Origin of the sequence: Streptomyces zhihengii (genome assembly GCF_016919245.1) — a bacterium.
Lineage (GTDB): Bacteria > Actinomycetota > Actinomycetes > Streptomycetales > Streptomycetaceae > Streptomyces > Streptomyces zhihengii.
Genome location: NZ_JAFEJA010000001.1, coordinates 5,856,190 through 5,882,332, shown reverse-complemented (window position 1 = coordinate 5,882,332; position 26,143 = coordinate 5,856,190). Strand labels below are relative to the sequence as shown.

25 protein-coding genes are annotated in these 26,143 nt (G+C 74.1%); 15 read left to right on the top strand and 10 right to left on the bottom strand.

Annotation, left to right across the window (positions count from 1 at the left end):
• Positions 1-8 precede the first annotated feature (8 nt).
• From JE024_RS25005 to glnA2, 3 genes are all read right to left on the bottom strand, one after another.
• Complete coding sequence (locus JE024_RS25005; RefSeq protein WP_205375737.1) at positions 9-149, bottom strand: hypothetical protein; 141 nt, start codon at positions 147-149, stop codon at positions 9-11.
• 150 nt (positions 150-299) lie between these two features.
• Positions 300-470, bottom strand: coding sequence for a hypothetical protein (locus JE024_RS25000; protein WP_205375736.1), 171 nt, complete (start codon positions 468-470; stop codon positions 300-302).
• 120 nt (positions 471-590) lie between these two features.
• Positions 591-1,952: a gamma-glutamylpolyamine synthetase GlnA2 gene (gene glnA2, locus JE024_RS24995; RefSeq protein ID WP_205375735.1), complete on the bottom strand. Its 1,362-nt coding sequence runs from the start codon at positions 1,950-1,952 to the stop codon at positions 591-593.
• Between the two features lie 233 nt (positions 1,953-2,185).
• Between glnA2 and JE024_RS24990 the strand changes: the two genes are divergently transcribed.
• The 8 genes from JE024_RS24990 (at position 2,186) to JE024_RS24955 (ending at position 10,228) form a co-directional block, all read left to right on the top strand.
• Complete coding sequence (locus JE024_RS24990) at positions 2,186-2,593, top strand: ArsR/SmtB family transcription factor (protein ID WP_205375734.1); 408 nt, start codon at positions 2,186-2,188, stop codon at positions 2,591-2,593.
• Positions 2,590-2,844 (top strand): hypothetical protein, encoded by a 255-nt coding sequence (locus JE024_RS24985; RefSeq protein WP_205375733.1) that lies wholly within the window; start codon positions 2,590-2,592, stop codon positions 2,842-2,844. The genes JE024_RS24990 and JE024_RS24985 overlap by 4 nt, the downstream gene beginning before the upstream one ends.
• 190 nt (positions 2,845-3,034) lie before the next feature.
• A complete protein-coding gene (locus JE024_RS24980; RefSeq protein ID WP_205375732.1) occupies positions 3,035-5,224 on the top strand; it encodes an MMPL family transporter in 2,190 nt (729 codons plus the stop codon).
• A 273-nt stretch (positions 5,225-5,497) separates the two neighbouring features.
• Entirely contained in the window at positions 5,498-5,833 is a 336-nt protein-coding gene (locus JE024_RS24975; protein WP_244883063.1) for a hypothetical protein, read from the top strand.
• A gap of 76 nt (positions 5,834-5,909) precedes the next feature.
• Complete coding sequence (locus JE024_RS24970) at positions 5,910-6,557, top strand: thioredoxin-like domain-containing protein (protein ID WP_205375730.1); 648 nt, start codon at positions 5,910-5,912, stop codon at positions 6,555-6,557.
• Between the two features lie 5 nt (positions 6,558-6,562).
• Positions 6,563-7,225 (top strand): DUF305 domain-containing protein, encoded by a 663-nt coding sequence (locus tag JE024_RS24965; RefSeq protein ID WP_205375729.1) that lies wholly within the window; start codon positions 6,563-6,565, stop codon positions 7,223-7,225.
• 318 nt (positions 7,226-7,543) lie between these two features.
• Entirely contained in the window at positions 7,544-7,972 is a 429-nt protein-coding gene (locus JE024_RS24960) for a CBS domain-containing protein (protein ID WP_205375728.1), read from the top strand.
• Between the two features lie 498 nt (positions 7,973-8,470).
• Positions 8,471-10,228 (top strand): NAD+ synthase, encoded by a 1,758-nt coding sequence (locus JE024_RS24955; protein WP_205375727.1) that lies wholly within the window; start codon positions 8,471-8,473, stop codon positions 10,226-10,228.
• Here the strand turns inward: JE024_RS24955 and JE024_RS24950 are convergent.
• Complete coding sequence (locus JE024_RS24950) at positions 10,197-11,429, bottom strand: MFS transporter (RefSeq protein WP_205375726.1); 1,233 nt, start codon at positions 11,427-11,429, stop codon at positions 10,197-10,199. The two genes, JE024_RS24955 and JE024_RS24950, sit on opposite strands and share 32 nt — an antisense overlap.
• Positions 11,430-11,652: 223 nt before the next feature.
• Positions 11,653-12,678, bottom strand: a complete 1,026-nt coding sequence (locus JE024_RS24945) for an endonuclease/exonuclease/phosphatase family protein (RefSeq protein ID WP_205375725.1) — start codon at positions 12,676-12,678, stop codon at positions 11,653-11,655.
• 427 nt (positions 12,679-13,105) lie between these two features.
• Here JE024_RS24945 and panB point away from each other — a divergent pair, with 427 nt between their 5' ends.
• Complete coding sequence (gene panB / locus JE024_RS24940) at positions 13,106-13,984, top strand: 3-methyl-2-oxobutanoate hydroxymethyltransferase (RefSeq protein WP_205375724.1); 879 nt, start codon at positions 13,106-13,108, stop codon at positions 13,982-13,984.
• Between the two features lie 81 nt (positions 13,985-14,065).
• Here panB and JE024_RS24935 read toward each other — a convergent pair whose 3' ends face one another.
• On the bottom strand, positions 14,066-14,428 hold the full coding sequence (locus JE024_RS24935; protein WP_205375723.1) for a cupin domain-containing protein: 363 nt from the start codon (positions 14,426-14,428) through the stop codon (positions 14,066-14,068).
• Positions 14,429-14,612: 184 nt separating this feature from the next.
• On the opposite strand from JE024_RS24935, the gene JE024_RS24930 reads away from it, so the two are divergent.
• Both JE024_RS24930 and JE024_RS24925 read left to right on the top strand, forming a co-directional pair.
• Complete coding sequence (locus JE024_RS24930) at positions 14,613-15,620, top strand: ATP-binding cassette domain-containing protein (protein WP_205375722.1); 1,008 nt, start codon at positions 14,613-14,615, stop codon at positions 15,618-15,620.
• The gene (locus JE024_RS24925) at positions 15,617-16,441 is read left to right on the top strand and encodes an ABC transporter permease (RefSeq protein ID WP_205375721.1); all 825 of its coding nucleotides are present in this window, start codon (positions 15,617-15,619) and stop codon (positions 16,439-16,441) included. Before JE024_RS24930 ends, JE024_RS24925 begins: the two co-directional genes overlap by 4 nt.
• A gap of 85 nt (positions 16,442-16,526) precedes the next feature.
• On the opposite strand, the gene JE024_RS24920 is transcribed toward JE024_RS24925, so the two are convergent.
• Positions 16,527-20,492, bottom strand: a complete 3,966-nt coding sequence (locus tag JE024_RS24920; RefSeq protein ID WP_205375720.1) for an AfsR/SARP family transcriptional regulator — start codon at positions 20,490-20,492, stop codon at positions 16,527-16,529.
• Between the two features lie 177 nt (positions 20,493-20,669).
• Between JE024_RS24920 and JE024_RS24915 the strand changes: the two genes are divergently transcribed.
• The gene (locus JE024_RS24915) at positions 20,670-21,467 is read left to right on the top strand and encodes a site-2 protease family protein (RefSeq protein WP_205375719.1); all 798 of its coding nucleotides are present in this window, start codon (positions 20,670-20,672) and stop codon (positions 21,465-21,467) included.
• Positions 21,468-21,483: 16 nt separating this feature from the next.
• Here JE024_RS24915 and JE024_RS24910 read toward each other — a convergent pair whose 3' ends face one another.
• Both JE024_RS24910 and npdG read right to left on the bottom strand, forming a co-directional pair.
• On the bottom strand, positions 21,484-21,672 hold the full coding sequence (locus JE024_RS24910; RefSeq protein ID WP_205375718.1) for a hypothetical protein: 189 nt from the start codon (positions 21,670-21,672) through the stop codon (positions 21,484-21,486).
• Between the two features lie 161 nt (positions 21,673-21,833).
• Positions 21,834-22,547 (bottom strand): NADPH-dependent F420 reductase, encoded by a 714-nt coding sequence (gene npdG / locus JE024_RS24905; protein ID WP_205375717.1) that lies wholly within the window; start codon positions 22,545-22,547, stop codon positions 21,834-21,836.
• A gap of 117 nt (positions 22,548-22,664) precedes the next feature.
• Here npdG and JE024_RS24900 point away from each other — a divergent pair, with 117 nt between their 5' ends.
• Entirely contained in the window at positions 22,665-23,273 is a 609-nt protein-coding gene (locus JE024_RS24900) for a hypothetical protein (RefSeq protein WP_205375716.1), read from the top strand.
• Between the two features lie 162 nt (positions 23,274-23,435).
• On the top strand, positions 23,436-24,779 hold the full coding sequence (locus tag JE024_RS24895) for an MFS transporter (RefSeq protein WP_205375715.1): 1,344 nt from the start codon (positions 23,436-23,438) through the stop codon (positions 24,777-24,779).
• 58 nt (positions 24,780-24,837) lie between these two features.
• On the opposite strand, the gene JE024_RS24890 is transcribed toward JE024_RS24895, so the two are convergent.
• The gene (locus JE024_RS24890) at positions 24,838-25,062 is read right to left on the bottom strand and encodes a hypothetical protein (protein ID WP_205375714.1); all 225 of its coding nucleotides are present in this window, start codon (positions 25,060-25,062) and stop codon (positions 24,838-24,840) included.
• 57 nt (positions 25,063-25,119) lie between these two features.
• Between JE024_RS24890 and map the strand changes: the two genes are divergently transcribed.
• Positions 25,120-25,977 carry a type I methionyl aminopeptidase gene (map, locus tag JE024_RS24885; RefSeq protein WP_205375713.1) on the top strand — a complete coding sequence of 286 codons (858 nt, stop codon included), beginning with the start codon at positions 25,120-25,122 and terminating at the stop codon, positions 25,975-25,977.
• The last annotated feature ends 166 nt before the right edge of the window (positions 25,978-26,143 follow it).

Sequence of the window (26,143 nt, the reverse complement as noted above, 5' to 3'; positions counted from 1 at the left end):
CCGCGCCCTCAGATCATGTCGAACAGCTGCGCCGTCCAGTACTTGGCCGCGTGCCAGTGCCCGCAGTACCGCTTCGGCCGCCACCACCGCCGCTGCTCCAGCCGCCGCTTGCACCACCTGCACGGCTTGGTCCGCACCGCCGTCGTCATCCTCGGTCCCCCTGTGCCCCGCTCGCCCGCCGCACCGACCCACTGTGGCCGGAAGGCGCCGGACCGGCCGACTTCCTTGGCAGGAAGGTTAGTTGACCAGCGCCGGATGCCCGCACCACGCCTGCCCGGGTTTCATCGGCACCAGGCCGCTCACAGCGAGTCGAGCACGTTCACCGTCGCGTCCACGATCCGGTACTTCGTGGCGTGCCAGCGGTTGCAGTACCGCTTCGGCCGCCACCAGCGGCGCTGCTTCAGCTGTCGGCCGCACCACTTGCAGGGCTTGGTGCGGATCCTGACGTCCAGTCCCCCCATTCCCGCCATCCAACAGCACTCCCCCTCATGGGCGGAGGCCGTCCGGCGAGGGAAACGCCCCGGGGCCGGCGGTCGTCCGACCGCCGGCCCCGGGCGCGTCCCCATCGTCAGGGGCGCCGCCGACCCGCCCTACAGCACCGGCAGCGACTTGCGGAGCTCGAAGGCGGTGACCTCCGAGCGGTACTCCTCCCACTCCTGCTTCTTGTTGCGGAGGAAGAAGTCGAAGACGTGCTCCCCGAGGGTCTCGGCGACGAGTTCGCTGCGTTCCATCAGGTCGATGGCCTCGCCGAGGTTCTGCGGGAGCGGGGTGATGCCCATGGCCCGGCGCTCGGAGTCGGAGAGCGCCCATACGTCGTCGTCGGCGCCGGCGGGGAGTTCGTAGCCCTCCTCGATGCCCTTGAGGCCCGCGGCGAGGAGGACCGCGTAGGAGAGGTAGGGGTTGCAGCCGGAGTCCAGCGAGCGGACCTCGATGCGGGCGGAGCCGGTCTTGCCGGGCTTGTACATGGGGACGCGGATCAGGGCGGAGCGGTTGTTGTGGCCCCAGCAGATGTAGGAGGGGGCCTCGCCGCCGGCGCCCGCGCTGCGGGTGGAGCCGCCCCAGATGCGCTTGTAGGAGTTGACCCACTGGTTGGTGACGGCGGAGATCTCGGCGGCGTGGCGGAGCAGGCCGGCGATGAAGGAGCGGCCGACCTTGGAGAGCTGGTACTCCGAGCCGGACTCGTAGAACGCGTTGCGGTCGCCCTCGAAGAGGGAGAGGTGGGTGTGCATGCCGGAGCCGGGGTAGTCCGAGAACGGCTTCGGCATGAAGGTGGCCTGGACGCCCTGCTCCAGCGCGACCTGCTTCATGACCAGGCGGAACGTCATGATGTTGTCCGCCGTGGACAGCGCGTCGGCGTAGCGGAGGTCGATCTCCTGCTGGCCGGGCGCGCCCTCGTGGTGGCTGAACTCCACCGAGATGCCCATGGACTCCAGCATGGTGATCGCCTGGCGGCGGAAGTCCATGCCCACGTTCTGCGGGGTGTGGTCGAAGTAGCCGGAGTTGTCGGCGGGCGTGGGGCGGCTGCCGTCGACGGGCTTGTCCTTGAGCAGGAAGAACTCGATCTCGGGGTGGGTGTAGAAGGTGAAGCCCAGGTCCGAGGTCTTGGCGAGGATCCGCTTGAGCACGAAGCGCGGGTCGGCGAAGGACGGGGAGCCGTCCGGCATGAGGATGTCGCAGAACATCCGGGCGGTGCCGGGGGCCTCGGCGCGCCACGGGAGGATCTGGAAGGTGGCCGGATCCGGCTTGGCGATCATGTCCGATTCGTATACACGGGCGAAGCCCTCGATCGCCGAGCCGTCGAAGCCGATGCCCTCGTCGAAGGCCTGCTCCAGCTCGGCGGGCGCCACGGCGACGGACTTCAGGAAGCCCAGCACGTCGGTGAACCACAGGCGCACGAAGCGGATGTCGCGCTCTTCGAGCGTGCGGAGCACGAATTCCTGCTGCTTGTCCATTCGAGAATTCCACCCATCGTTGCCGGTCCCGCCGCGTGCTGCCGCCCCGAGGATGCCATTCCCGGGTTTCAGGCGCGTTGCGCGCACCGCGGCTCAGCCCATTGTGTGTCAGGGCACACCCGGGGACGACCCTGAGGGGTCCCTCACTCGACCCGGACATGTGTCAGGTTTCTTTGACACGTCCTCCCGGGGTGTGTCAGCCTGAACTGACACACCCGAGAGAAGGGGGCGCGATGAGCGAGAACCCGGACCCGGAAGCGGGCCCGGAGCTCACGGGCGACGCGCTGCTGAAGATCCTCACCGCCCTGGGCAATCCGCACCGGATGCGGATCGTCGCGGCCCTGCTCGACGGCCGCGACTACGTGAGCCGGCTCGCCCGGGAGCTGGCCATCGGGCGCCCCCTGCTGCACATGCACCTGCAGCGGCTGGAGGCGGCCGGGCTGGTCCGCGGCGAGCTGGAGCTCTCCGACGGCGGCAAGGCGATGAAGTACTTCGAGCTCACGCCGTTCTGCTACGCGCTGACCCCGGAGGTCGTCGCGCGGGCGGCGCACACGCTCACGGACGAGGCCAGGGGCCCGGCCGGCGACAAGGGCGACGAGAAGGACAAGGACAAGGACGCGATGAAGGAGAAGGCGGAATGAGCGGCGACGTGGTCGGAGCGGTCGGGGCCGCCGGGGCCTTCCTGTTGTGCATCGTCATCGTCTGGCAGGTCGCAGCGACCTGGCGGGCCCGCGCGCTGGCGACGCGCGACACCGAGTACCGCAAACTCGCCGAGAAGTACGCGCAGTTGCTGGAGGACAGCACCGAACTGCACCGGCGCACCCTGGACGAGCTGACCCAGACCAGGTCCTCGCTCACCTCGATGGAACGGATGATGCGCGAGATCGAGTGACGCGCCCGCCAGGGCGCCCCCTCCAACGGTGCGGCGCCCCCTCACGCGGTACGGCCAGGAGCTGCAACTCCCGGCCGTACCCATGGAGATCACGTCCCAGGCACATCGCCCGCCCCGCGGCAGGTCTGCAAACCCGTCGCGCCACGGCGCGCAGCGGTGTGCCACTCACTCCACACACAGGAGACTACTCATGAAAGCGCTGATCAAGCGCCTGGCATCAGCGCCGGGCGGACGGCGTACGAAGTGGCTGGTCCTGGTCGGCTGGGTGATCCTGGCCGTCGCCCTCGGCCCGCTCGCCGGCAAGCTCGGCGAGGTCGAGGACACCGGGCCCAACGCCTTCCTGCCGCGCGGGGCCGAGTCGGCCCGGGTCAACACCGAGCTGGAGCGGTTCCGCACCGACGAGATCATGCCCGTCGTCGCCGTCTACAGCACGGACGGCGCCCTCGGGGCGGACGCCCGCGCCAAGGCCGAGGCGGACCGGCGCGCCTTCGCCGAGCACGTCGCCCCGGGGCAGCGGATGTCCCCGGCGCTGCCCTCCGACGACGGCAAGGCGCTGATGGTGGTCGTGCCGCTCGGCGACGACCTCGGCAACCGGGTCGAGAAGATCCGCGACATCGCCGCCGCCAACGCCCCGCCCGGTCTCGACGTCGCGGTCGGCGGCCCGGCCGGCTCCCTGATGGACCAGGTCGCCGTCTTCGGCTCGCTGGACTCGACCCTGATGCTCGCCACCGCGCTGGTGGTCGCCGTGCTGCTGCTCATCACCTACCGCAGCCCCGTGCTGTGGCTCTTCCCGCTGCTGGCCGTCGGCTTCGCCGCCGTCCTCACCCAGGTGTGCACCTATCTGCTGGCGAAGCACGCCGGGCTGCCGGTCGACCCGCAGAGCGCGGGCATCCTGATGGTCCTCGTCTTCGGTGTCGGCACGGACTACGCCCTGCTGCTGATCGCCCGCTACCGCGAGGAGCTGCACCGCCACGAGGACCGGCACACGGCGATGCGGCTGGCGCTGCGCCGCTCGGGCCCGGCCGTGCTCGCCTCCGCCGGCACGATCGCGGTCGGCCTGGCCTGCCTGTCGCTCGCCGACATCAACTCCTCGCGTTCCCTCGGGCTCGTCGGCGCGATCGGCGTGGTCTGCGGCTTCCTGGCCATGGTCACCGTGCTGCCCGCCCTGCTGGTGATCGCCGGGCGCTGGGTGTTCTGGCCCTTCGTCCCGCGGCTCGGCACGCCCGTCCGGAAGCAGGTCACCGTCTTGGCGCGCATCGGCGGCGCGGTGGCCCGCCGTCCGCGCTGGTCGTGGCTGATGTCCGTCGCGGTGACCGGTGTGCTGGCGCTGAGCGCGACCGGGATCTCGCTGGGCCTCACCCAGGCCGAGATGTTCCAGGACGAGCCCGAGTCGGTCGTCGTTCAGGAGCGCCTCTCGGCGCACTACCCGTCCGGCGCGTCCGACCCCGCCACCGTAGTGACGAACGCGGCCCGGGCCGGGGCGGTCGGGGCCGCCCTCGCGGACGTCGAGGGGGTGGCGCGCGTCGACGCCGGCGAGCGCACCGCGGACGGACGGCTCGCCACGCTCCGGGTCGTGCTCGCCGACGCACCGGACTCGGACGCCGCCAAGCAGACCGTGGACGCGCTGCGCACCGCGGCCCACGCCGTCGAGGGGGCGGACGCCCTGGTCGGCGGCACCACGGCGCAGGCGCTGGACACCCAGCGGGCCGCCGACCGGGACCTGCGCACCGTCATCCCGGCCGTGCTGGTGGTCGTGCTGCTGGTGCTGGTGGGGCTGCTGCGGTCCCTCGTCGCGCCGGTCCTGCTGCTGGCCACCGTGGTGATCTCGTACTTCGCGGCCCTCGGCGCGTCCAACCTGCTCTTCGAGCACGTCCTCGGCTTCGCGGGGGTGGACTGGTCGATCCCGCTGATGGGCTTCGTGTTCCTGGTGGCCCTCGGCATCGACTACAACATCTTCCTGATGCACCGGGTCCGGGAGGAGGCGCAGCGCCTCGGTCTCGGGCGGGGCGTGCTGGAGGGCCTGACCACCACGGGCGGCGTGATCACCAGCGCCGGTGTGGTGCTGGCGGCGACGTTCGCCGTGTTCGCGGTGCTGCCGCTGGTGACGATGGCCCAGCTCGGCGTGCTGGTGGGCATCGGGGTGCTGCTGGACACCTTCCTCGTCCGCACCGTGCTGGTGCCGGCGCTCGCGCTGGACCTCGGCCGGTGGTTCTGGTGGCCGGGACGGCTGTTCACGGCCCGTGCCGGAGCGGCCGACGGTGCCGCGACGGCGGATGCTGCCGCGACGGCGGCCGGCGACCCGCCCCCGACCGGGACCGCGACCGGGACCGGGACCGGGGAGCCCGCCGCGGACCGCGGGCGGGAGTCGCAGCGGGTCTGATCCCGGCGGCGCGAAGGCCGAAGGGGAAGGGGCTCCGCCGTGTGACGCGGCGGGGCCCCTCCGCCGTGCCCGGGCGAGGGGCCCCGCCCCTCACCGGTGGCACACTTGGGCGCTTCGTACCCGCTTGTCCCGCTCTCGGCGCCGAGGGATCGGCGCCCGGTACGGACCAGCCCTCCCGGCCCTTCCCCTCGCCCACTACGATCTCGGGCCATGAGGGGTTCGCGGGGGGTCCGCGTCGCGCACCGTGTGCGTCCCACGGCTCTGGTGAGTGCCGTGGCGACGCTCGTCGGCGCGCTCTTCCTCTGTCTCGGCACCGGGACCGGCCCCGCGCCCGCGCACCACCCGGCCGGCGAGGGCCGCGGCGTCTTCTCCGCCGCCCCCGGGCACGACCGGACGCCCACCTTCGGCTGCCCGTACGACCGGGGCGGCTGCGGGCTGATGCCCGTGCTGAGCCCGGCCGTGCTCACCGCGCCACCGCTCGACACCCCGCTCCAGGCCGCCGCCGAGCCGCCGTACACCGTGCCGCCCGCGCCCCCCGGCGGCCACCGGCACTCCGCGGCGCAGCCCCGCGCGCCCGATCTGCACGTCCTTCAAGTGCTGCGGACGTGACACGGCCCGCACGCCACCCGGCACACGTACAGACGCACACCGCAGATCCCCCATCCTCACGAAGGACGACCCCACCATGGCTTCCCGCAACACGACCAACGAGCGCCGGGCCCGCGTAGAGCAGATGCGCAAGGCCGAGCAGGCCCGTGAGCGCCGCAACCGCATCATCACCATCAGCGTCAGCACCGTCGTCGTCGCCGCCCTCGTCGGCTTCGGCGCGTTCGTCCTGAACAAGAAGTCGGACGAGCAGGACAAGGAGGCCGCCGCGGCGAAGGCGCCCGTCACCGGCGAGCAGAGCTGGGACGCGAAGAAGCTGGGCCGCAACCACGTGGACACCGCGGTGACCTACGAGATGAAGCCCCCGGTCGGCGGCGACCACAACCAGGTGTGGATGAACTGCGACGGCGACGTCTACACCGAGGCGATACCGGACGTGAACGCGGTCCACTCCCTGGAGCACGGCGCGGTCTGGGTGACCTACTCCGACAAGGCCGCCGAGGCCGATGTGAAGAAGCTCGGGGAGAAGGTCAAGGAGACCCCGTTCACCCTGATGAGCCCGTACAAGGACCAGAAGGGCGCGATCATGCTCAGCGCCTGGGGCAAGCAGGTGGCCGTCGATTCCGCCGACGACCCGCGGGTGAACCAGTTCTTCACCAAGTACGTGCAGGGCCCGCAGACGCCGGAGCCCGGCGCCGCCTGCACCGGCGGACTGAGCGGCAAGTGATGGGCATGACCCGCACGCACTGGGCCGCGGTCACGGCCGTCGTGCTCGCGCTGCTGTTCGCGGGCGCCGCCACGGTGGCCTCCGCGGGCGGCGGCACGCCGGCCGCGAGCACCCCGTCGTCCGCCTCCGCGGACGCGGGCTTCGCGCGGGACATGTCGGTCCACCACCAGCAGGCCGTCGAGATGTCGTTCGTCGTCCGCGACCGGACCGACGACGAGGAGGTCCGCAGGCTGGCCTACGACATCGCCAACACCCAGGCGAACCAGCGCGGCATGATGCTGGGCTGGCTCGACCTGTGGGGCCTGCCCAAGGTCGAGGCCGGCAGCGAGCCGATGGCCTGGATGCACGGGGACGGCGGCACGTCCGGTCACGCCGGCCACGGCGGGGCCGCCGACGACGCCGAGGACGCCCCGCTGATGCCGGGGATGGCGACCAAGGCCGAGATGGCGAAGCTGGCGGGGCTGGACGGCAAGGAGGCCGAGATCTACTACCTCCAGCTGATGATCACCCACCACAACGGCGGTGTGGCGATGGCCGAGGGCTGTGTGCGGCTCTGCGAGGTCGGCACCGAGCGGTCGCTCGCCCAGGGCATGGTGGACGCCCAGCGCTCGGAGGTGGAGCTGATGGTCGGCCTGCTGAAGAAGCGCGGCGCGCAGCCGCTGGTCTGACCCCGGCCCCGGCCGGCACGACGGCCCGCCCCGCACCCGCGGGGCGGGCCGTCGGCTTGCGGGGGGCGGGTGGCAGGGGCGGGGCGCGGGGACCGCGTGGCCGTTTCGGGGGCGGGGTCCCGGGCGCGGGGCCCGAGCCGGGGACCGGCGCGCGGAGTTCCGGGCGCGGGACCGGGGCCAGGGCGCGGGGCCCGGGCGCCGGACCGGGGCCAGGGCGCGGGGCCGTGTCGCCGGTCCCGTCGTCCCCGGTCGCGTACGCCGAACGGCCCATCGACAATGGCATGGCTCGGGGCCTACGGCATCCAGGAGGCACACCTCATGACGACGGCCAAGGACATCATGCACCCGGGGGCCCAGTGGATCCCCGCCCACGAGACCCTCGACCGGGCGGCGCAGCTGATGCGCCGGCTGGACGTCGGCGCCCTGCCCATCGCCGACGAGAACGAGCGGCTCTGCGGCATTCTCACGGACCGGGACATCGTGGTCGGCTGCGTGGCCATGGGCCACGACCCGGCGCGGGTGACCGCGGGTGAGATGGCCCAGGGGACGCCGCGCTGGGTCGACGCCGGAGCGGACGTCGACGCCGTGCTCCACGAGATGCAGGAGCACCAGATCCGGCGGCTGCCGGTCATCGAGGAGAAGCGCCTGGTCGGGATGATCAGCGAGGCGGACCTGGCCCAGCACCTGAACGCGCCGCAGATCGCCCGGTGGACGGAGCAGGTCTACGCGCACAGCGGCCCCCGCTGACCGCCGGCGCCGGTGGCGCCCCATGCGGGCAGGGCCCCGGGGCCCCGCCCGCACGCACGCACCACCGCGGGAGTCCGCCCGCCCCGTGCCGCAGCCCGCGCCGGGCCGGCACGGGACGGACTCCCGGCGCCCCGGGCACGGGACGGACTCCCGGCGCCCCGCCGCCCGCCCCAGGAACGGGCCCCTGACGCCCCCAGCGCCCGCCCCGGGGACCGGAACCGCCACCGGAACCAGGTCCGGACCCTCGGCGCCCCGGCACCCGCCCCACGACCGCGACCGCGACCAGGACCGGACCTCCGGCGCCCCCGCACCCGCCCCGGGACCGGACCCCCGCACTCCGGGACCCGGTACCGGACCTCGCGCGCCGAAGGCCGCCCGCCCCGGACCGCGCCCCCCGGACCCGGGCGAGCGCCCCACAGGCCCGTCCAGCCCCGCGCGCCCCGCGCGCACACCCCCCGCGCGGGACATCGCGTCAGTCAGACGATTACACTGGGCGGCGTGCCTCAACTACGTCTCGCCCTGAATCAGATCGACTCGACCGTCGGCGACCTCGCCGGCAACGCCGAGGCGATCGTGCACTGGACCCGGCACGCCGCCGAACAGGGGGCGCATCTCGTCGCGTTCCCCGAGATGGTGCTGACCGGCTACCCCGTCGAGGATCTGGCCCTGCGGTCCTCCTTCGTCGAGGCCTCCCGTTCCGCGCTGCGGGCGCTCGCCGCGCGGCTGGCGGACGAGGGCTTCGGCGGGCTGCCGGTGATCGTCGGCTACCTGGACCGTTCGGAGAGCGGCAGCGTCCGGTACGGCCAGCCGGCCGGCGCCCCGCGCAACGCCGCGGCGGTGCTGCACGGCGGCGAGGTCGCGCTGACCTTCGCCAAGCACCACCTGCCCAACTACGGCGTCTTCGACGAGTTCCGCTACTTCGTCCCCGGCGACACGCTCCCGGTGATCCGGGTCCACGGCGTGGACGTGGCCCTGGCGATCTGCGAGGACCTGTGGCAGGAGGGCGGGCGCGTCCCGGCGGCCCGCAGCGCCGGCGCCGGGCTGCTGGTGTCGATCAACGCCTCGCCGTACGAGCGGGAGAAGGACGACACCCGGCTGGAACTGGTGCGCAAGCGGGCCCAGGAGGCCGGCTGCACCACCGCGTACCTCGCGATGATCGGCGGCCAGGACGAGCTGGTCTTCGACGGCGACTCGATCGTGGTCGGCGCCGACGGCGAGGTGATCGCGCGTGCCCCGCAGTTCGCCGAGGGCAGCGTGGTGCTCGATCTGGACCTGCCCGCCGCGGCGGCCGAGCCGGCGACCGGTGTGGTGGACGACGGGCTGCGCATCGACCGCGTGGTGCTCTCCGAGGAGCCGCTGCCGGCCTACGGGGCGGAGCTCACCGGCGGGTACGCCGACCGGCTCGACGACGACGAGGAGGTGTACACGGCCCTGGTGGTGGGGCTGCGCGCCTACGCGGCGAAGAACGGCTTCAGCTCGGTGCTGGTGGGCCTCTCCGGCGGCATCGACTCCGCGCTCGTCGCCGCCATCGCCTGCGACGCGCTGGGCGCGCGGAACGTGTACGGCATCTCCATGCCGTCCAAGTACAGCTCGGACCACTCCAAGGACGACGCGGCCGAGCTGGCCCGCCGCACCGGGCTCAACTTCCGCACCGTGCCGATCGAGCCGATGTTCGACGCGTACATGGGCTCGCTGGGGCTGACCGGGCTGGCCGAGGAGAACCTCCAGTCGCGGCTGCGCGGCACGATGCTGATGGCGGTCTCCAACCAGGAGGGCCACATCGTGCTCGCGCCGGGCAACAAGTCCGAGCTGGCGGTGGGCTACTCGACCCTCTACGGCGACTCGGTCGGCGCGTACGGGCCGATCAAGGACGTCTACAAGACGACCGTCTTCCGGCTCGCGAAGTGGCGCAACCGCGCCGCCGAGGAGCGGGGCCAGACCCCGCCGATCCCCGAGGCGTCGATCAGCAAGCCGCCGAGCGCCGAGCTGCGCCCCGGCCAGGTGGACACCGACTCGCTGCCCGACTACGACGTGCTGGACCGGATCCTGGAGCTGTACGTCGACCGGGACCAGGGCAAGGACGCCATCGTGGCGGCCGGCTTCGACGAGGAGCTGGTGGCGAAGACGCTGCGGATGGTGGACACGGCCGAGTACAAGCGGCGCCAGTACCCGCCGGGTACCAAGATCTCGGCGAAGGGGTTCGGCAAGGACCGGCGGCTGCCGATCACGAACCGCTGGCGCGAGACGACGGGCTGACCGGCTGCTCCGCACCGAGGGGGCTTCCCGCCACGAGGCGGGAGGCCCCCTTCGCCGTCCGGCCCCGGTCCAGCAGTCCGGCGACGACGGCGACGGCCAGGCCCACGACGGTGAGCCCGGCGCCGACGAAGGCGGGCGAGGTCCAGCCCCAGCCGGCCGCGATGGCCACGCCGCCGAGCCAGGCGCCGCCCGCGTTGGCGAGGTTGAACGCGGAGTGGTTGGAGGCGGACGCGAGGGTCGGCGCGTCCTGGGCCTTGCGCATGACCAGCATCTGGAGCGGGGTCGTGGTCAGGAAGCCGACCGCGCCGAGGACGACCACGGTGACCAGCGCGAGCCACGGGATCCGCACGGCGAACGGGAACGCGGTGAGCACCACCGCCAGCGCGGCGAGCGAGCCGTAGAGGGTGGGCCGCAGCGCCCGGTCGGTGAGCGGTCCGGCCGCCAGCGCGCCCAGGGTCATGCCGATGCCGAAGAGGGCGAGGACCAGGGTGACCGCGGACTCGCCGAAGCCCATGGCCTCGGTGGTCATGGAGGCCAGGTACGAGTAGACGGCGAAGACGCCCGCGAAGCCGAAGACGGCCGTGAGCAGGCCCAGCAGCACCTGCCGGTCGCCGAGGGCGCGCAGCTCCCGGCCGATGCCCCGGTGGGTCTCGGGCTCGCCGGCCGGGATCAGCCGGGCGAGGGCGGCCATGGAGACCAGGCCGATGGCGGTGACCACCAGGAAGGTGGCGCGCCAGCCGAGGTGCTGGCCGAGGGCGGTGGCCGCGGGCACGCCGACGATGTTGGCGACCGTCAGTCCGAGGAACATCGTGGCCACGGCCCTGGCCTGCCGGTTCTCGGCGACCAGCCGGGCTGCGACGACGGCGCCCACGCCGAAGAAGGCGCCGTGCGGCAGCCCGGCGAGCACCCGGCCGGCGAGCAGCGTGGCGAAGCCGGGCGCGAGGGCGGAGGCGAGGTTGCCGACGGTGAACAGCGCCATCAGGAGCAGCAGCATCCGCTTGCGCGGGACGCGGGAGCCGAAGGCGGTGAGCAGCGGGGCGCCGACGACGACGCCGAGGGCGTAGGCGGACACCAGGTATCCGGCGGTGGGGACCGAGGTGCCCAGGTCCCCGGCGACCTCCGGGAGGAGGCCCATCATGACGAATTCGGTGGTCCCGATGCCGAAGGCGGAGAGGGCGAGGGCGAGCAGCGCCGTGGGCATGGAGCGGGGACCTTTCCGAGGGGGTGTCCGGGCGGGCGGCGGGGTGGCCCGGTCAGCACGGACCCCACCATAAGTTCTTGACCGGAACAAATTCTCCCAGAGGTTTCGTTCCCGCCGGTGAACACCGGGTTGCGAACGCCGGGACGCGACGGAACTCACACCGCGCGCCCCGCATCCGTCACCCCGCCCCGGCGCCACCGCGTCCCCTCCCCCGCGGGGGCCGTCACAGGGTGACGCGCGCCGCCACGGGGAGATGGTCGCTGTCGGTGCGCGGCAGGGTCCACGAGGAGACCGGCTCGACACCGCGGACCATGATCTGGTCGATCCGCGCCATCGGGAAGGCGGCCGGCCAGCTGAAGCCCATCCCGTCCCCCGCCGCGCCCTGGGTCGAGCGCATCTGCGAGGTCACCGCGTTGAGCGAGCGGTCGTTCATGGTGCCGTTGAGGTCGCCGAGGAGCACGATCCGCTCGTGCCGCGATCCGGCGATCGCCTCGCCCAGGGCGTCCGCGCTCGCGTCGCGCTGCCCGGCCGTGAAGCCCGCGTTCAGCTTCACCCGCACCGACGGCAGGTGCGCCACGTACACCTCCACCGGCTTGCCGGGCACCATGACCGTCGCGCGCAGGGCGCGGTCCCAGCCGAGCCGGATGTCCACCGGGGCCTCGCCGGTGAGCGGGTACCTGCTCCACAGGCCGACGGTGCCCTCGACCACGTGGTACGGGTACGCCTCCGCCAGCGCCTTCTCGTAGGTGCCGACCTGGCCGGCGGGCAGCTCCTGGAGCGCGAGGACGTCGGCCCCCGAGGCGGCCACCTCGCGCGCGGTGCCGGCCGGGTCGGGGTTGCCGGCGTTCACGTTGTGCGAGGCGACGGTCAGATCGCCGCCGGTGGCGGCGGACTTGCCGGTCAGCAGCCCGCCGAAGAGGTTCAGCCAGACGACCAGCGGCAGCAGGACGGCCACCATCGCGGTCGCGGACCGGCGCACCGCGGCGCCCACCAGGATCAGCGGCACGAACACCCCGGACCACGGCAGGAACGTCTCGACCAGGCTGCCGAGATTGCCGATCCGGTTGGGGATCTGCGCGTGCAGGATCATCACCAGCGCGATCAGCACCGCGAACACCGCCAGCAGCGCGCCCCGGCGCCAGATGCCCCGGTCGCCCCGCCACCGGTCGAGCAGGCCCCGCAGCCGGGAGCCGGCCGGCCGCGTCTGGGACACGCCGTTCCCCGTCTCCGTCGTGTACGCCTGCGCCATGTAGCCGTCCTCACTGCCGTGCTCACTGCCGTGCTGTCACACCGGTCCGCCGTCCCGCGGCCGGGGCTCGGGCACCGGGTCCTGCAAGGACCCTAGAACCCTCGCGCGCCGGGGGCGAAGACCGGTGGCCTCCCCGTCGCGCGCCGGGCACCGGGGACGGCCGTACTGATGCGATGACGAAGGGTGGGCGCGGGGGGTTCCTGGCTCTGCCGCAGGGGCCGTCCCTGTGACGAAACGCGCACATTCGCGGGGGTCGGGCGGGGCCGTCCGGGGGCGGCGGCACCGCTGTCACCTGCGGGATTACCGGGTGGTGCCGGGCCCCGCGGCGGGCCCCCTTCCGCCGGGGCGGCACGAAGTGCCACCATGGAGGCGGTCCGGGGACGCCGTCAGGGCGCCTCGAGATGACGAAACAAGGAGCCGATCAGCCATGACGCTTCAGGCTGCGCAGAACGCCACCGCCGCCACTCCGCCCGCCGAGGGCACCAAGTCGCTCTACGGGGGCACCCGCAACCGCCGCACCACCGTCCACGACATCGCCCGCGCCAAGGAGCGCGGCGAGAAGTGGGCCATGCTCACCGCCTACGACGCGATGACCGCGTCCGTCTTCGACGAGGCCGGCATCCCGGTCATGCTGGTCGGCGACTCCGCGGGCAACTGCCACCTCGGCTACGAGACCACCGTGCCGGTGACGATGGACGAGATGACCGTCCTGTCCGCGGCGGTCGTCCGCGGCACCCGGCGCGCGCTGATCGTCGGCGACCTGCCCTTCGGCTCCTACCAGGAGGGCCCCGTCCAGGCGCTGCGCAACGCCACCCGGCTGGTGAAGGAGGCGGGCGTCGGCGCGGTGAAGCTGGAGGGCGGCGAGCGCTCCCTCCCGCAGACCGAGCTCATCGTCGAGTCGGGCATCCCCGTCGTCTCGCACCTGGGCCTGACCCCGCAGTCGGTGAACACCATGGGCTACCGCGTCCAGGGCCGCGGCGACGAGGCGGCCCACCGGCTGCTGCGGGACGCCAAGGCCGCACAGGACGCGGGCGCGTTCGCCGTCGTGCTGGAGCTGGTGCCCGCCGAGGTCGCCGCCGAGGTGACCCGTTCCCTGCACATCCCCACCATCGGCATCGGCGCCGGCCCGCACACCGACGCCCAGGTCCTGGTGTGGACGGACATGGCGGGCCTGACGGGCGGCAAGGTGCCGCGCTTCACCAAGCAGTACGCGAACCTGCGCCAGACCCTCGGCGACGCGGCGCGGGCCTTCGCCGAGGACGTCGCGGGCGGCGAGTTCCCGGCGGCGGAGCACACCTTCCACTGACCATCTCCGGCACCACGACAGCCCGCCGATCTTCCCCCGTCGGCGGGCTGTCGCCTGTCCCCGGCCGTGCCGGGCGGGCGGCTACCGCTTGGCGTAGTCGCCGAAGCCGGCCCAGTCGAGCACCACGCACGCCTCGTCGCCGAGGGTCCACGCGTCGTGCCCGGGGGCGATCGAGATGAAGTCGCCGGGGCCCACCTCGGCACTCTCGCCGTCGTCCATGACGATCTTCATCCGGCCGCTGGCCAGGTAGCCGACGTGCGCCGCCATGCAGCTCTCGGTGCCCGCGAGGGGCTTGACGTGGGAGGACCAGCGCCAGCCCGGTTCGAAGACGGCCCTGCCGACCGGGCCGTGATCGGTGTTGAGGAGGTCCAGCCTCCCCTTGCCCTCCTCGAACGGGCGGGTCTCGTCCGCCGCGTCGAAGTTCCTGCTCACGATTCCCGCCATGGGAACCGCCTCCTGGCTCCGTGAGGACGCTCCCGAGTCCGTCTTCCACGGTACGCCGCGGGCCTCCCCCGGCGTACCCGGGCGCGGGGTGCCGACGGGCCGGCACCGGCCTGTCGGCACCCCGTCGGCGGTCTGTCGGCGGTCTGTCGGGGGTCTGTCGGCGGGCCCCGGCATCGTCGTTGCCATGACACGCATCGACAAGCACGCCGTCGAGGTCCGGGGCCTCGTGAAGCACTACGGCGACACGAAGGCGCTGGACGGCGTGGACCTCGACGTCCGCGAGGGCACCGTGCTCGGTGTCCTCGGCCCCAACGGCGCCGGCAAGACCACCCTCGTCCGCTGCCTCTCCACCCTGATCGTCCCCGACGCCGGGCACGCCGTCGTCGCCGGCTGCGACGTGGTGCGCCAGCCGCGGCAGCTCCGCCGCCGGATCGGGCTCACCGGCCAGTACGCCTCCGTCGACGAGAAGCTCTCCGGCCGGGAGAACCTGTACATGATCGGGCGGCTGCTCGACCTGTCCCGCAAGGACGCCCGCACCCGCGCCGACGAGCTGCTGGAGCGCTTCTCCCTCACCGAGGCCGCGAAGCGTCCGGCCGTGCAGTACTCCGGGGGCATGCGGCGCCGGCTCGACCTGGCCGCCTCGATGATCGGCCGCCCCGCGGTGCTGTACCTGGACGAGCCCACCACCGGGCTCGACCCGCGCACCCGCAACGAGGTCTGGGACGAGGTCCGGCGGATGGTCGCCGAAGGCGCGACCGTGCTGCTCACCACCCAGTACATGGAGGAGGCGGAGCAGCTCGCCGACGAGCTCACCGTCATCGACCGCGGACGGGTCATCGCCGGCGGCACGGTCGACGAGCTGAAGGGCACCGTCGGCGGCCGGACGCTGCTGATCAGGCCGAGCGACCCGGCCCATCTGCCCGCCATGGCGCGGGCGGTGACCGAGGCCGGGCTCGACGGGGTCGGCGGCGTGCAGGCCGTGCCCGACGAGGCACAGCTCCATGTGCCGATCCTCACCGACGAACAGCTCACCGCGGTGGTGGGCCTGCTCGCCGGACACGGTTTCGGCATCGCCCACATCGCCACCCAACTGCCCAGCCTGGACGAGGTGTTCCTCGCCGTCACCGGCGAGCGCACCACGCCCGCCGCCCCCGCCGTCAGCGGCACGATCCCCGAGGAGGTCGCGGCATGAGCGCGGCAGCGATCACCGTCCCCACCGCCGTCCCCGCCTCGGAGGGGCGGATCGGACTGCGGGCCAACCTGCGGCACATCGGCGCACTCGTCCGCCGCAACGCCCTCCAGATCAAGCAGGACCCGGAGTCGATGTTCGACGTCCTGCTGATGCCGGTCGTCTTCACGCTGCTGTTCGTGTACGTCTTCGGCGGCGCGATCTCCGGCAAGGGCAACCAGGACGCATACGTCAGCTACCTGGTCCCCGGGCTGATGGCCATGATGGGCATGAACATCGCCATGGCCGTCGGCACCGGCATCAACGACGACTTCCGCAAGGGCGTGATGGACCGGTTCCGGACCATGCCCATCGCCCGCTCCTCGGTGCTGATCGCCAAGATCGTCGTCGAGGCCGGCCGGATGCTGATCGCGATCACGATCCTGCTGGCCATGGGCTTCCTGCTCGGCCTGCAGGTCGAGACGTCCGCCTTCGGGCTGCTCGCGGCCGTCGCCCTGTCCATGGCGTTCGGCGCCTCGCTGATGTGGATCTTCATCCTGCTCGGTCTGACCATGCAGACCGCCCAGTCCGTCCAGGGAGTGGCGATGCTCGTGCTGATGCCCCTGCAGTTCGGCTCGTCGATCTTCACCCCCACGGAGTCGATGCCGGGCTGGCTGAAGACCTTCACCGACTACAACCCGCTGTCGAACCTGGCCGACGCGGCCCGCGCGCTGGTGGGCGGCGGCCCGGTCGCCCACTCGGTCTGGGTGACGCTGGCCTGGGCCGTGGGCATCACGGTGGTCACCGCCCCGCTGGCGGTCGCCCGCTTCCGCCGCAAGACCTGACGGACGGGTGCCCGGCACCCGTCCGGTGCGGCGGCGGTCACCCGGGGCCGGGGGCTACGGGGCCGGCCGGTCCGCCCGCCGGGGGCTACGGGGCAGGCCGGTCCGTGGTCGTGGCCGGCCCCTGCGGGGCGCGGACGAGGGCGGCGGCCTCCTCCAGGGTGAGGGCGGCCCCCTCCTCGTACAGGGCGGCGAAGTCGTCGCCGAGCCGGGCGCGGGCGGCCTCCTCGACCCGGCGCAGGTCGTCGCGTTCCGTCACGGTGGCGACATGGCCGGGCGGCAGCAGACCGGCGTGCGCGCCGACCAGCCGCGCGCCCCTGCGCGCCGCGTCCGTGTCGAGGGCGATCAGCGCGCCGGCCGCGGTGAGCACGTGCATCGCCGGAAGCTGCGGGGCGATGGTCATCGACAGCGGCTCCATCGCCGTCACGAGCGCCGCCCGCGCCCCGGCGAGCGCCTCGGCGACCAGGCCTTCCCGGAGGTCCAGCCAGGCCACCATGCCGGTGACCATGGCCTGGAAGAGCACCAGCGTCTCCCCGTTCAGGTCCTCGCTCAGCAGACGGAGCTGCTCCCTGGACTCGCCGGTCCGCCCGGTGCGGCCCAGCAGCACCGCGAGGAAGAGACGGGCGGCGGGCAGCGCCTCGTGCGCCGCCTCGCCGCCGCCGGTGACGACGTCCCGCAGGATCGCCTCGGCCTCGCCGGTGTGCCCGCTCTCGGCGAGGGTGTTGGCGAGCCGGGCGCGCAGCAGGTCCACCTGGCCGCCGACGCCGACCCGGCGCGCATGGGTGATCGCCGCCCGGCAGTCCGCGGCGGCCCGCTCGAACTCGCCGCGCCGCTCGTGCGCCTCCGCCCGCGACGACAGCGCCTCGGCGATGCCCCAGGCGTCCCCGAGCCGCTCGAAGATCTCCAGGCTGCGGTCGGCGTCCCGGAGCGCGTCCCCCGCCCACTGGGCGCGGTTGGCGAGGAGGTTGGCGCGCTGCTGGAGCGTGACGGCGAGGTCCCAGGGGTGGCCCGCCGCCTCGGCGGTGCGCACGCTCTCGTTCAGGATGTCGCCCACCCGTGCGCCGTCACCCGTCAGCAGCACGGCGTAGAACCAGAGCGAGGCCGGGAAGCGGCACGCCTGCGGCAGACCGGGGTCGTACACGCCGACGACGCTCTCCAGCCACTTCGTCCTGTCGGGGGCGGTCCAGTCCTCGGCGCCGTAGTCCATGCTGACCATCCGGATCAGCGCGACCTGGCGTCTGGCCTCGGCCAGCATCTCCGGCGCGAAGGGCGGCGGTTCGTCGGTGCAGCGTGCGGTCAGCGGGGGCGCGGGCCGCGGCGGGGAGGCGAACGGGTCCTCGTGCAGGGTGGCGACCATGCCCGTCCACTGGCGGGCGTCGGACCGCAGATCGCGCATCTGCCAGTACCAGGACAGGGAGATGACCAGGCACAGCGCCTCCTGCTCCGCGCCGCGGGCGACGGCCCGGCGGACGGCGGCGCGCAGGTTCTCGTACTCGCGGCGCAGCGTGCCGAGGGCGGCCTGCTGACCGTGCCCGCGCAGCTCGGGGTCGGTGGTGCGGGCCAGTTCGCGGTAGTGCACGAGGTGGCGCCACTCGGCCCCGGCCCGCTCCCCGGCCTCGTCGAGCCGCTCCCCGGCGTACTCGGCCACGGTCTCCAGCAGCCGGTAGCGCATCCGCCCGTCGTCCGCGGGCTCGGCGACCACCAGCGACTTGTCCACCAGGGCGCCGACGGCCTCCGCCACGTCGGCCGCGCGCAGACCGGCGGACGGGGCGGGGGCACCGGCGCTCACGGCCGTCTCGGCCGTCTCGGCCGTCGCGGCCGTCTCGGCCGTCGCGGCCGTCGCGGCGCAGACGGACTCCGCCGCCTCCAGGTCGCAGCCGCCGGCGAAGACCGAGAGCCGGCGCAGGACGGCGCGCTCGTCGTCGGCGAGCAGGTCCCAGGACCAGTCGACGACCGCGCGCAGGGTCTGCTGCCGCGGCAGGACGGTGCGGCTGCCGGTGGTGAGCAGCCGGAACCGGTCGTCGAGACGGTCCGCGATCTGGCGCGGCGTCAGCATGCGCAGCCGGGCCGCCGCGAGTTCGATCGCCAGGGGCATGCCGTCCAGCCGGCGGCAGATCTCGGCGACCGCCGACGCCGTCTCCTCGTCGGCGTCGGCGCGGAAGCCGGGCCGCACGGAGGCGCCGCGTTCGGCGAACAACCGGACCGCCATCGGGTCGGGCAGCGGGTCCACCGGGCGCAGCAACTCCCCGGGGACGCCCAGCGGTTCACGGCTGGTCGCCAGCACCGTCAGCCCGGGGCACTCCTCCAGCAGCCGCTGCGCCAGGGCCGCGGCCGCGTCCACGACGTGCTCGCAGTTGTCGAGGAGCAGCAGCATCCGGCGGCGGGCGCAGTGCTCGGTCAGCCGGGTCGTGGCGTCGTCGCCGTGCCGGTCGGCCGCCCGCAGTTCCTCGGCGCCGCCCGCCCGCAGCACCGTCTCGCGCCCGCCGACGGCGGTGAGCACGGCCTCGGGCACGGTGGCCGGGTCGTCCACCGGCGCGAGCTCGGCGAGCCAGACGCCGTCCGGCCAGCGGCCGGCGAGCGCCTCGCCCGCCTCCTGGGACAGCCGCGTCTTGCCCGCCCCGCCCGGCCCGAGCAGCGTCACCAGCCGCGCGGCCCCCAGATCCCCGGTGAGGGCCCGCACCTCGGGCTCCCTCCCCACGAAACTCGTCAGCCGCGCCCGCAGGTTGCCCCGCGGGGCGGGGGCGTCCGGGTACTGGGCCCCGGGGGCGGGCGGGTTCGCGGGCTGCCCGGCATCCGGGGCGGGCGGGGCCCCGGCGCTCGCGGAGTGCCCCGCACCCGGGGTGTGCGCGGGCGTCGCGCCAGAGGTGTGCGGGGTCGCGGGCGCGGAGTGCCCCGCGTGCGGGGCGTGCGCGTCCAGGGCGGGCGGGTTCGCGGGCTGCCCGGCATCCGGGGCGGGCGGGGCCCCGGCGCTCGCGGAGTGCCCCGCACCCGGGGCGTGCGGGCCCGCGGGCGCGGAGTGCCCCGCGTCCGGGGCTTGCGCGTCTACGGCGGGCGGCCCCACCGGCTGCCCGGTACCCGGGGCGGGCGGGGCCCCGGCGCTCGCGGAGTGCCCCGCACCCGGGACATGCGCGGGCTCGGCGCCCGGCACGGACGGGCCGAAGTCCACACCAGCACCCGGGGTGTGCGGGCCCGCGGGCGCGGAGTGCCCCGCGTCCGGGGCGGGCGCCCCGGGGCGGGCGGGCCCACCGGCTGCCCCGCACCCGGGGTGCGCCCCCGGCGCGGCCGGGCCGGGGCCCGCGCCCGCGCCCGCCTCCGGCGCGGCGTGCCGGGGGCGCAGGAGGGCCGTGTGGAGGGCGGTCAGGTCGGGGCCCGGGTCGGTGCCGAGGCGGGCCGCGAGGTCGCGGCGGACCTCCTCGTACGCGGCGAGGGCCTGCGCGGCGCGGCCGGTGTCGCGGAGGGCGCGGATGCGCAGGGCGTGCAGGGACTCGTCGAGCGGGTGGGCCTCGCACAGCCCGGTCAGCTCCGGCAGGGCCTCCTCCGCGCGGCCGAGGGCGAGTGCCGCGCCGAGGCGGGCGCGGCGGGCGTCCAGGCGGCGGGACTCCCAGCGGGCCCCGGCGGCGGTGCGGTCGGGCAGATCGGCGAGCGCGGGCCCGTGCCACAGCGCCAGCGCCTCGTCGAGGGCGGCGGCGGCGTCGGCCGCGCGGCCGTCCGCGAGCGCCCGGACGCCCTGGGCGGTGAGGCGCTCGAAGCGGTGGAGGTCCACGTCGTCCGCGTCGGCGACCAGCCGGTAGCCCCCCTCGGCCGAGGCGACCGCCGCGTGGCCGAGCGCCCGCCGCAGGCGCCCCACGAGCGCCTGCACCGCCCCGGGGGCGTCCGCGGGCGGGTCGCCGGCCCACACCTCGTCGACGAGGACGGCCACGGGCACCGTGCGCCCGGCCCGCTCGGCGAGCACGGTCAGCAGGGCGCGCAGCCGGGCGCCGCCGAGGGCGACGGGGCTGCCGTCGTCGTGAACGGCCCGCGTGGTGCCGAGGAGACTGAAACGCACGCCGCCCATTGTTCCCGAAGCCCGGCGCAGGGCAGACGCCAGGAAGCGGCGCGGGACGGCGCGTCCCCGGGGCGGCAGGAACCGGCGCGGGGACGGGCACGTTGTCCCCGTGTCACCACCGCGGTCCGTCCCCCGCGCCGCCGAGCCCGGCCCGCACGCACCCCGCCCCGTTCAGGAGACGCGCCCATGACCACTGCCGCCCGGCGTCACAGCGACCGACGGATCAGTCCCGTCTTCCTCGGGATCGTGGCCGTGACGGCGGTGTCGGGCTGGGCCGTGTGGACGGACTTCTCGGCCGTCCCGGGTCTCGCCGTCTTCCTCTTCGTGGTCGGCGCGTGGATCGTCTCGCTCTGTCTCCACGAGTACGCCCACGCCCGCACGGCCCTGCACAGCGGCGACATCTCGATCGGCGCCAAGGGCTATCTGACGCTGAACCCGCTGAAGTACACCCACGCCCTGCTGAGCATCGTGCTCCCGGTCGTGTTCGTGATCATGGGCGGGATCGGTCTGCCGGGCGGCGCGGTGTTCATCGAGCGCCACCGCATCCGGGGGCGCTGGCGGCACAGCCTGATCTCGGCCGCCGGTCCGCTGACCAACGTGCTGTTCGCCCTCGTGTGCACGGCCCCGTTCTGGCTGGGCGCGCTGGACGGGGTGCCCTGGCCGTTCCGGTTCGCCCTGGCATTCCTCGCGATGCTCCAGGTCACGGCGGCGATCCTGAACTTCCTGCCGGTGCCGGGCCTGGACGGCTACGGGGTGGTCGAGCCGTGGCTGTCGCACGCGGTGCGGCGGCAGGTGGAGCCGATCGCGCCCTTCGGCCTGCTCGCCGTGTTCGTCGTGCTGTGGATCCCGGCGGTGAACGGCGTCTTCTTCGACGCGGTCTACGCGGTGATGGAGGCCTTCGGCGTCCGCGAGGCGGAGATCTGGTGCGGCCGGGACCTCTTCATGTTCTGGCAGGGCACGAGCGCGTACTGCACGGCCCCCTGACCGGGCGGTGCGGCCCTCAGGCGGCGTGCGCGGACGCCTCGCGCTCCGCCCGCGCACGGCGGTGGTAGTACCAGGCCATGTTCGACGAGACGCCGGCGAGCAGGATCCACACGATCCCCAACCACATGCCCTGGACGAAGGACACCACCGCCGCGGCGACGGCGAGCACACAGACGGCGAGGGAGTAGAGAGCGAGGCGGGGCATGGGGTGCGGCTCCTGTCGGGTCCTGCGGATGGGGGCGCCTCCCGCGCCCGCCAGGACGTCGGGGGAGGTGCGTCCCCCCAGTGTCCCCCATGCCCCGCCCGCCGCCGCGCCCCCGCCCCGGACACCGGGGAGGTGTCGGGGGCGGGGGCGCGGCGGGCGCGTCAGACGTCGGTGACGCGCAGCCCGGCGTGCGCCTTGTAACGGCGGTTGACGGAGATCAGGTTGGCGACGAGCGACTCGACCTGGTGGGCGTTGCGCAGCCGGCCGGCGAAGACGCCCCGCATGCCGGGGATCCGCGCGGCGAGGGCCTGCACCACGTCGGTGTCCGCGCGGGCCTCGCCGAGGACCATCACATCGGTGTCGATCTCGTCGATCGACGGGTCCTGGAGCAGCACCGCCGAGAGGTGGTGGAACGCCGCGGTGACCCGGGAGTCGGGCAGCAGGGCGGCGGCCTGCTCGGCGGCGCTGCCCTCCTCCGGCTTGAGGGCGTAGGCGCCCTTCTTGTCGAAGCCGAGCGGGTTGACGCAGTCGACGACGATCTTCCCGGCCAGCTCCTTCTGGAGCGTCTCCAGGGTCTTGGCGTGCCCGTCCCACGGCACGGCCACGATCACGACGTCGCTGCGCCGGGCGCACTCGGCGTTGTCGGCGCCCTCGACGCCGAGGCCCAGCTCCGCGGCGGCGGACTCGGCGCGCTCCGCGGCACGCGAGCCGATGATCACCTTCTGGCCGGCCCTGGCGAGCCGGTAGGCGAGCCCACGGCCCTGGTCCCCGGTGCCGCCGAGCACACCGACGACGAGGTCCGACACGTCGGGGAGGTCCCAGGGGTCCTTCGCCGGGGCCTTGGCAGCGGTTCCCGTGTTCTCAGTGGAAGTCATGGCCCGACCTTACTGGCGCGTCGGGTCGCTTCCCCAGGGCGCGGCAGGTCTCCCGAAAGAGTGACCCGGCCGCGACCGGGCCCGCGCCGCCCCGGGGCCGGGGCAGCATGGGGCGGCATGGATGCCGTACGTGTCGCGCTGCTCCGCGAGGTCCTCGCCACGACCCGCTGGCCCGCGGCCGCCCGCCACTTCGCCGGGGCGCTGCGCGACTCCGTGGAACGGCGCGGGGGCGGTCTGCTGCTGGTGGGCACCGAGGCGTACGAGCCGTGGCACCTGGCGGCCCATCTGGTGGACGAGGCGGCGTGGTCGGGCCGGCCGGAGCTGAACCCGACCCTCGTGCGGCACCGGGTGCGCCCCGGCGACCCGGCGCATCTCGCGGTGGGCCTCGGCCGGCTGGAGGCGGCGGGCCGGGGCGAGACCCTGCTGCTGGTGGCGCCGGGGCTGCCCGGCGAGCACCTGCTCGAACGCGTCCACGACGCCCGGCGGGCGGGTGCGACGGTGCTCGCCGTGGACGGCGGGGAGCCGGAGGTCCACGGGCTGGCGCACGAGGCGCTGACCGTCCCGGCGGCGGGCGAGGTGGACATCGACACCGTGCAGCATCTGGTGAGCGCGGCGGCCGGGGAGAACGGCGTACCGGCGCCGCGCGGCAGCACCCGGCCCCGGCTGCGGGACCGGCTGTCCCGCCTGGCGGACCAGCTCACCGCCCCTCCCCCGCCCCGCTGGTAGCCGCCCGCCGCGTCCCCGCCGGAGGCCCTCCCCACGGTGCCCCGGGGTTCCCGGCCGGAGCCCCTCCCCGCCACCCGCCGCGCGTCCCGGCAACCCTCCCGACCTGTGATCTTGGTCAAATCCGGTTGCCCCGGACGACCATCACGCCGAGCATGGCCCTCTGTGACCTCAAAGCTCTCCGCCGTGCTGCCCGACCTCTCGCCATGGCGTTCCTCACCCGATTTCCGGCTGCTGTGGGTGCAGGGGCTGGTCACCTACTTCGCCAGCTTCATGGCGATGATCGCGCTGCCCCTCCAGATCAAGGACCTGACCGGCTCACCGCTCGCCGTCGGCGCGATGGGCGCCGTCGAACTGGTGCCGCTGATCGTCTTCGGCCTCTACGGCGGCGCGCTCGCCGACGCGGTGGACCGCCGCCGGATGATCCTCGGCACGGAGGCCGGGCTCGGCCTGCTCGCGCTGATCCTGCTGGTGAACGCGATGCTGCCGGAGCCCATGCTCTGGCCGCTGTACGTGGTCGCCGCGGGCGTCTCCGCGCTCGCCGGGCTCCAGCGCCCCGCGCTGGACTCGCTGATGGCGCGGATCGTGCCGCACGACCAGCTCACGGCCGCCGCCGCGCTCAACGCCCTGCGCTGGCAGGTCGGCGCGATCGCCGGTCCGGCGCTGGCGGGTGTCGTGGTGGCGTACGCGGGTCACGCGACCGCGTACGGGATCACGATCGCCGGGTTCGCCGTCTCGGTGGTGCTCTGTCTGCGCCTGTCGCCGGCGCCGCCCGCGCAGGGGGCGGACAAGCCCTCGCTGCGCGGCATCGCGGAGGGCGCGCGCTACGCGTGGAGCCGGCCGGTGCTGCTGGGGACGTACGCGATCGACCTGGCGGCGATGCTCTTCGCCTTCCCCAACACGATCTTCCCGTTCCTCGCCGACGACCTGGACGCCGAGTGGTCGCTCGGCCTCATGTACGCGGCCGGATCGGTCGGTTCGGTGGTGCTGAGCCTCACCAGCGGCTGGACGTCCCGGGTCCGGCGGCACGGCCTGTTCGTGGTGTTCGGCGCGGCGGGCTGGGGTCTGGCGATCTTCGCCGCGGGCTGGTTCTCGAACGTCTGGCTGGTCCTGGTGTGCCTGGCCTTCGCCGGGGCGGGCGACATGCTGAGCGGGCTCGGCCGCTCGACGATCTGGAACCAGACGATCCCGGAGGAGCTGCGCGGCCGGCTGGCCGGCATCGAGGTGCTCTCGTACAGCGTCGGCCCGCAGCTCGGACAGGTCCGGGCGGGCGCGATGGCGGGCTGGACGGGCACCCGTCCGGCGATCTGGTCCGGCGGTCTGGTGTGCGTGGTCTCGGTGGGGCTGCTGGCGGCGACGCTGCCGAAGCTGGTCACCTACGACGCGCTCACGGACGAGGACGCGCAGCGCCGCCGTGCGCAGCAGCAGGCCGCGGCGGAGGCCGCGGCCGGGGGCGCGCCGAAGGACGCCGGTGAGGCCGCGGGCGAGGAGCCCGCGGCCCGGCGCTGAGCCCTCGGGCGGGACGCGCCGCGCGGGTACGGGGGCACCCGTCCCGCGCGGCGGACGCTCACTCCTCGGGGCGCGCGGGCGCGTCGTGCCAGCGCGGGTCGTTCTCCCACTCGAGGTTCCGTTCGCGTGCCGTCTCCATCGCGTGCTGCGCCTCCTGCCGCGACGCGTACGGCCCGAACCGGTCCTTGGCCGGGCACTCCGGCCCCTCCTCGACCTTCTTGTGCTCCAGGCAGTAGTACCACTCGCCCGGTTTGCCCACCGTGCGCTTCTTGAACAGGGCCATCTGCTGCTCCTTCCTCTAGGCCATGCTGCCCCACCGAGCCTGGTTAGACTCGCTGGCATGTCTGGCCAGTCGCTGCTCGTACCGGGGGAGCTCTCCCCCCACCGCTCCGTTCCCGCCGCCATCCGCCGCCCCGAGTACGTCGGGAAGCCGGCGCCGGCGCCCTACACCGGACCGGAGGTCCAGGACGCCGACACCGTCGAGCGGATGCGTGTCGCCGGGCGCATCGCCGCCCAGGCCATGGAGGAGGCCGCCAAGCACATCGCCCCCGGGGTGACCACGGACGAACTGGACCGGGTCGCCCATGAGTTCATGTGCGACCACGGCGCCTACCCGTCGACGCTCGGCTACCGCGGCTACCCCAAGTCGCTGTGCTCCTCGGTCAACGAGGTGATCTGCCACGGGATCCCGGACTCCACGGTGCTGCGCGACGGCGACATCGTGAACCTCGACGTCACCGCGTACATCGGCGGGGTGCACGGCGACAACAACGCCACCTACCTGTGCGGCGAGGTGGACGAGGAGTCCCGGCTGCTGGTGGAGCGTACGCGCGAGTCGCTGAACCGCGCGATCAAGGCGGTGAAGCCGGGCCGCCAGGTCAACGTCATCGGCCGGGTCATCGAGTCGTACGCGAAGCGGTTCGGCTACGGCGTGGTGCGCGACTTCACCGGGCACGGGATCAACTCGTCGTTCCACTCCGGCCTGATCATCCCGCACTACGACGCGGCGCACGCGACGACGGTCATGCAGCCGGGCATGACGTTCACCATCGAGCCGATGCTGACGCTGGGGACGTACGAGTACGACATGTGGGAGGACGGCTGGACGGTCGTCACCAAGGACCGCAAGCGGACGGCCCAGTTCGAGCACACCCTGGTCGTGACGGAGACGGGCGCGGAGATCCTCACCCTGCCGTAGGGCGCGGCGGAGAGGTCCCGTCCGCGCCGCGTACGGAGGCGTCGCGGCCGTTTTTACCGACAGGGCGTCGGGAATGTTACCGACGAGACGTCGGGAACCAGTTGACTTAGGTAAGCCTAAGTTGCGATGATCCTCACCGGTTCCCGTCCCTTTCCGGCTCCGGAGG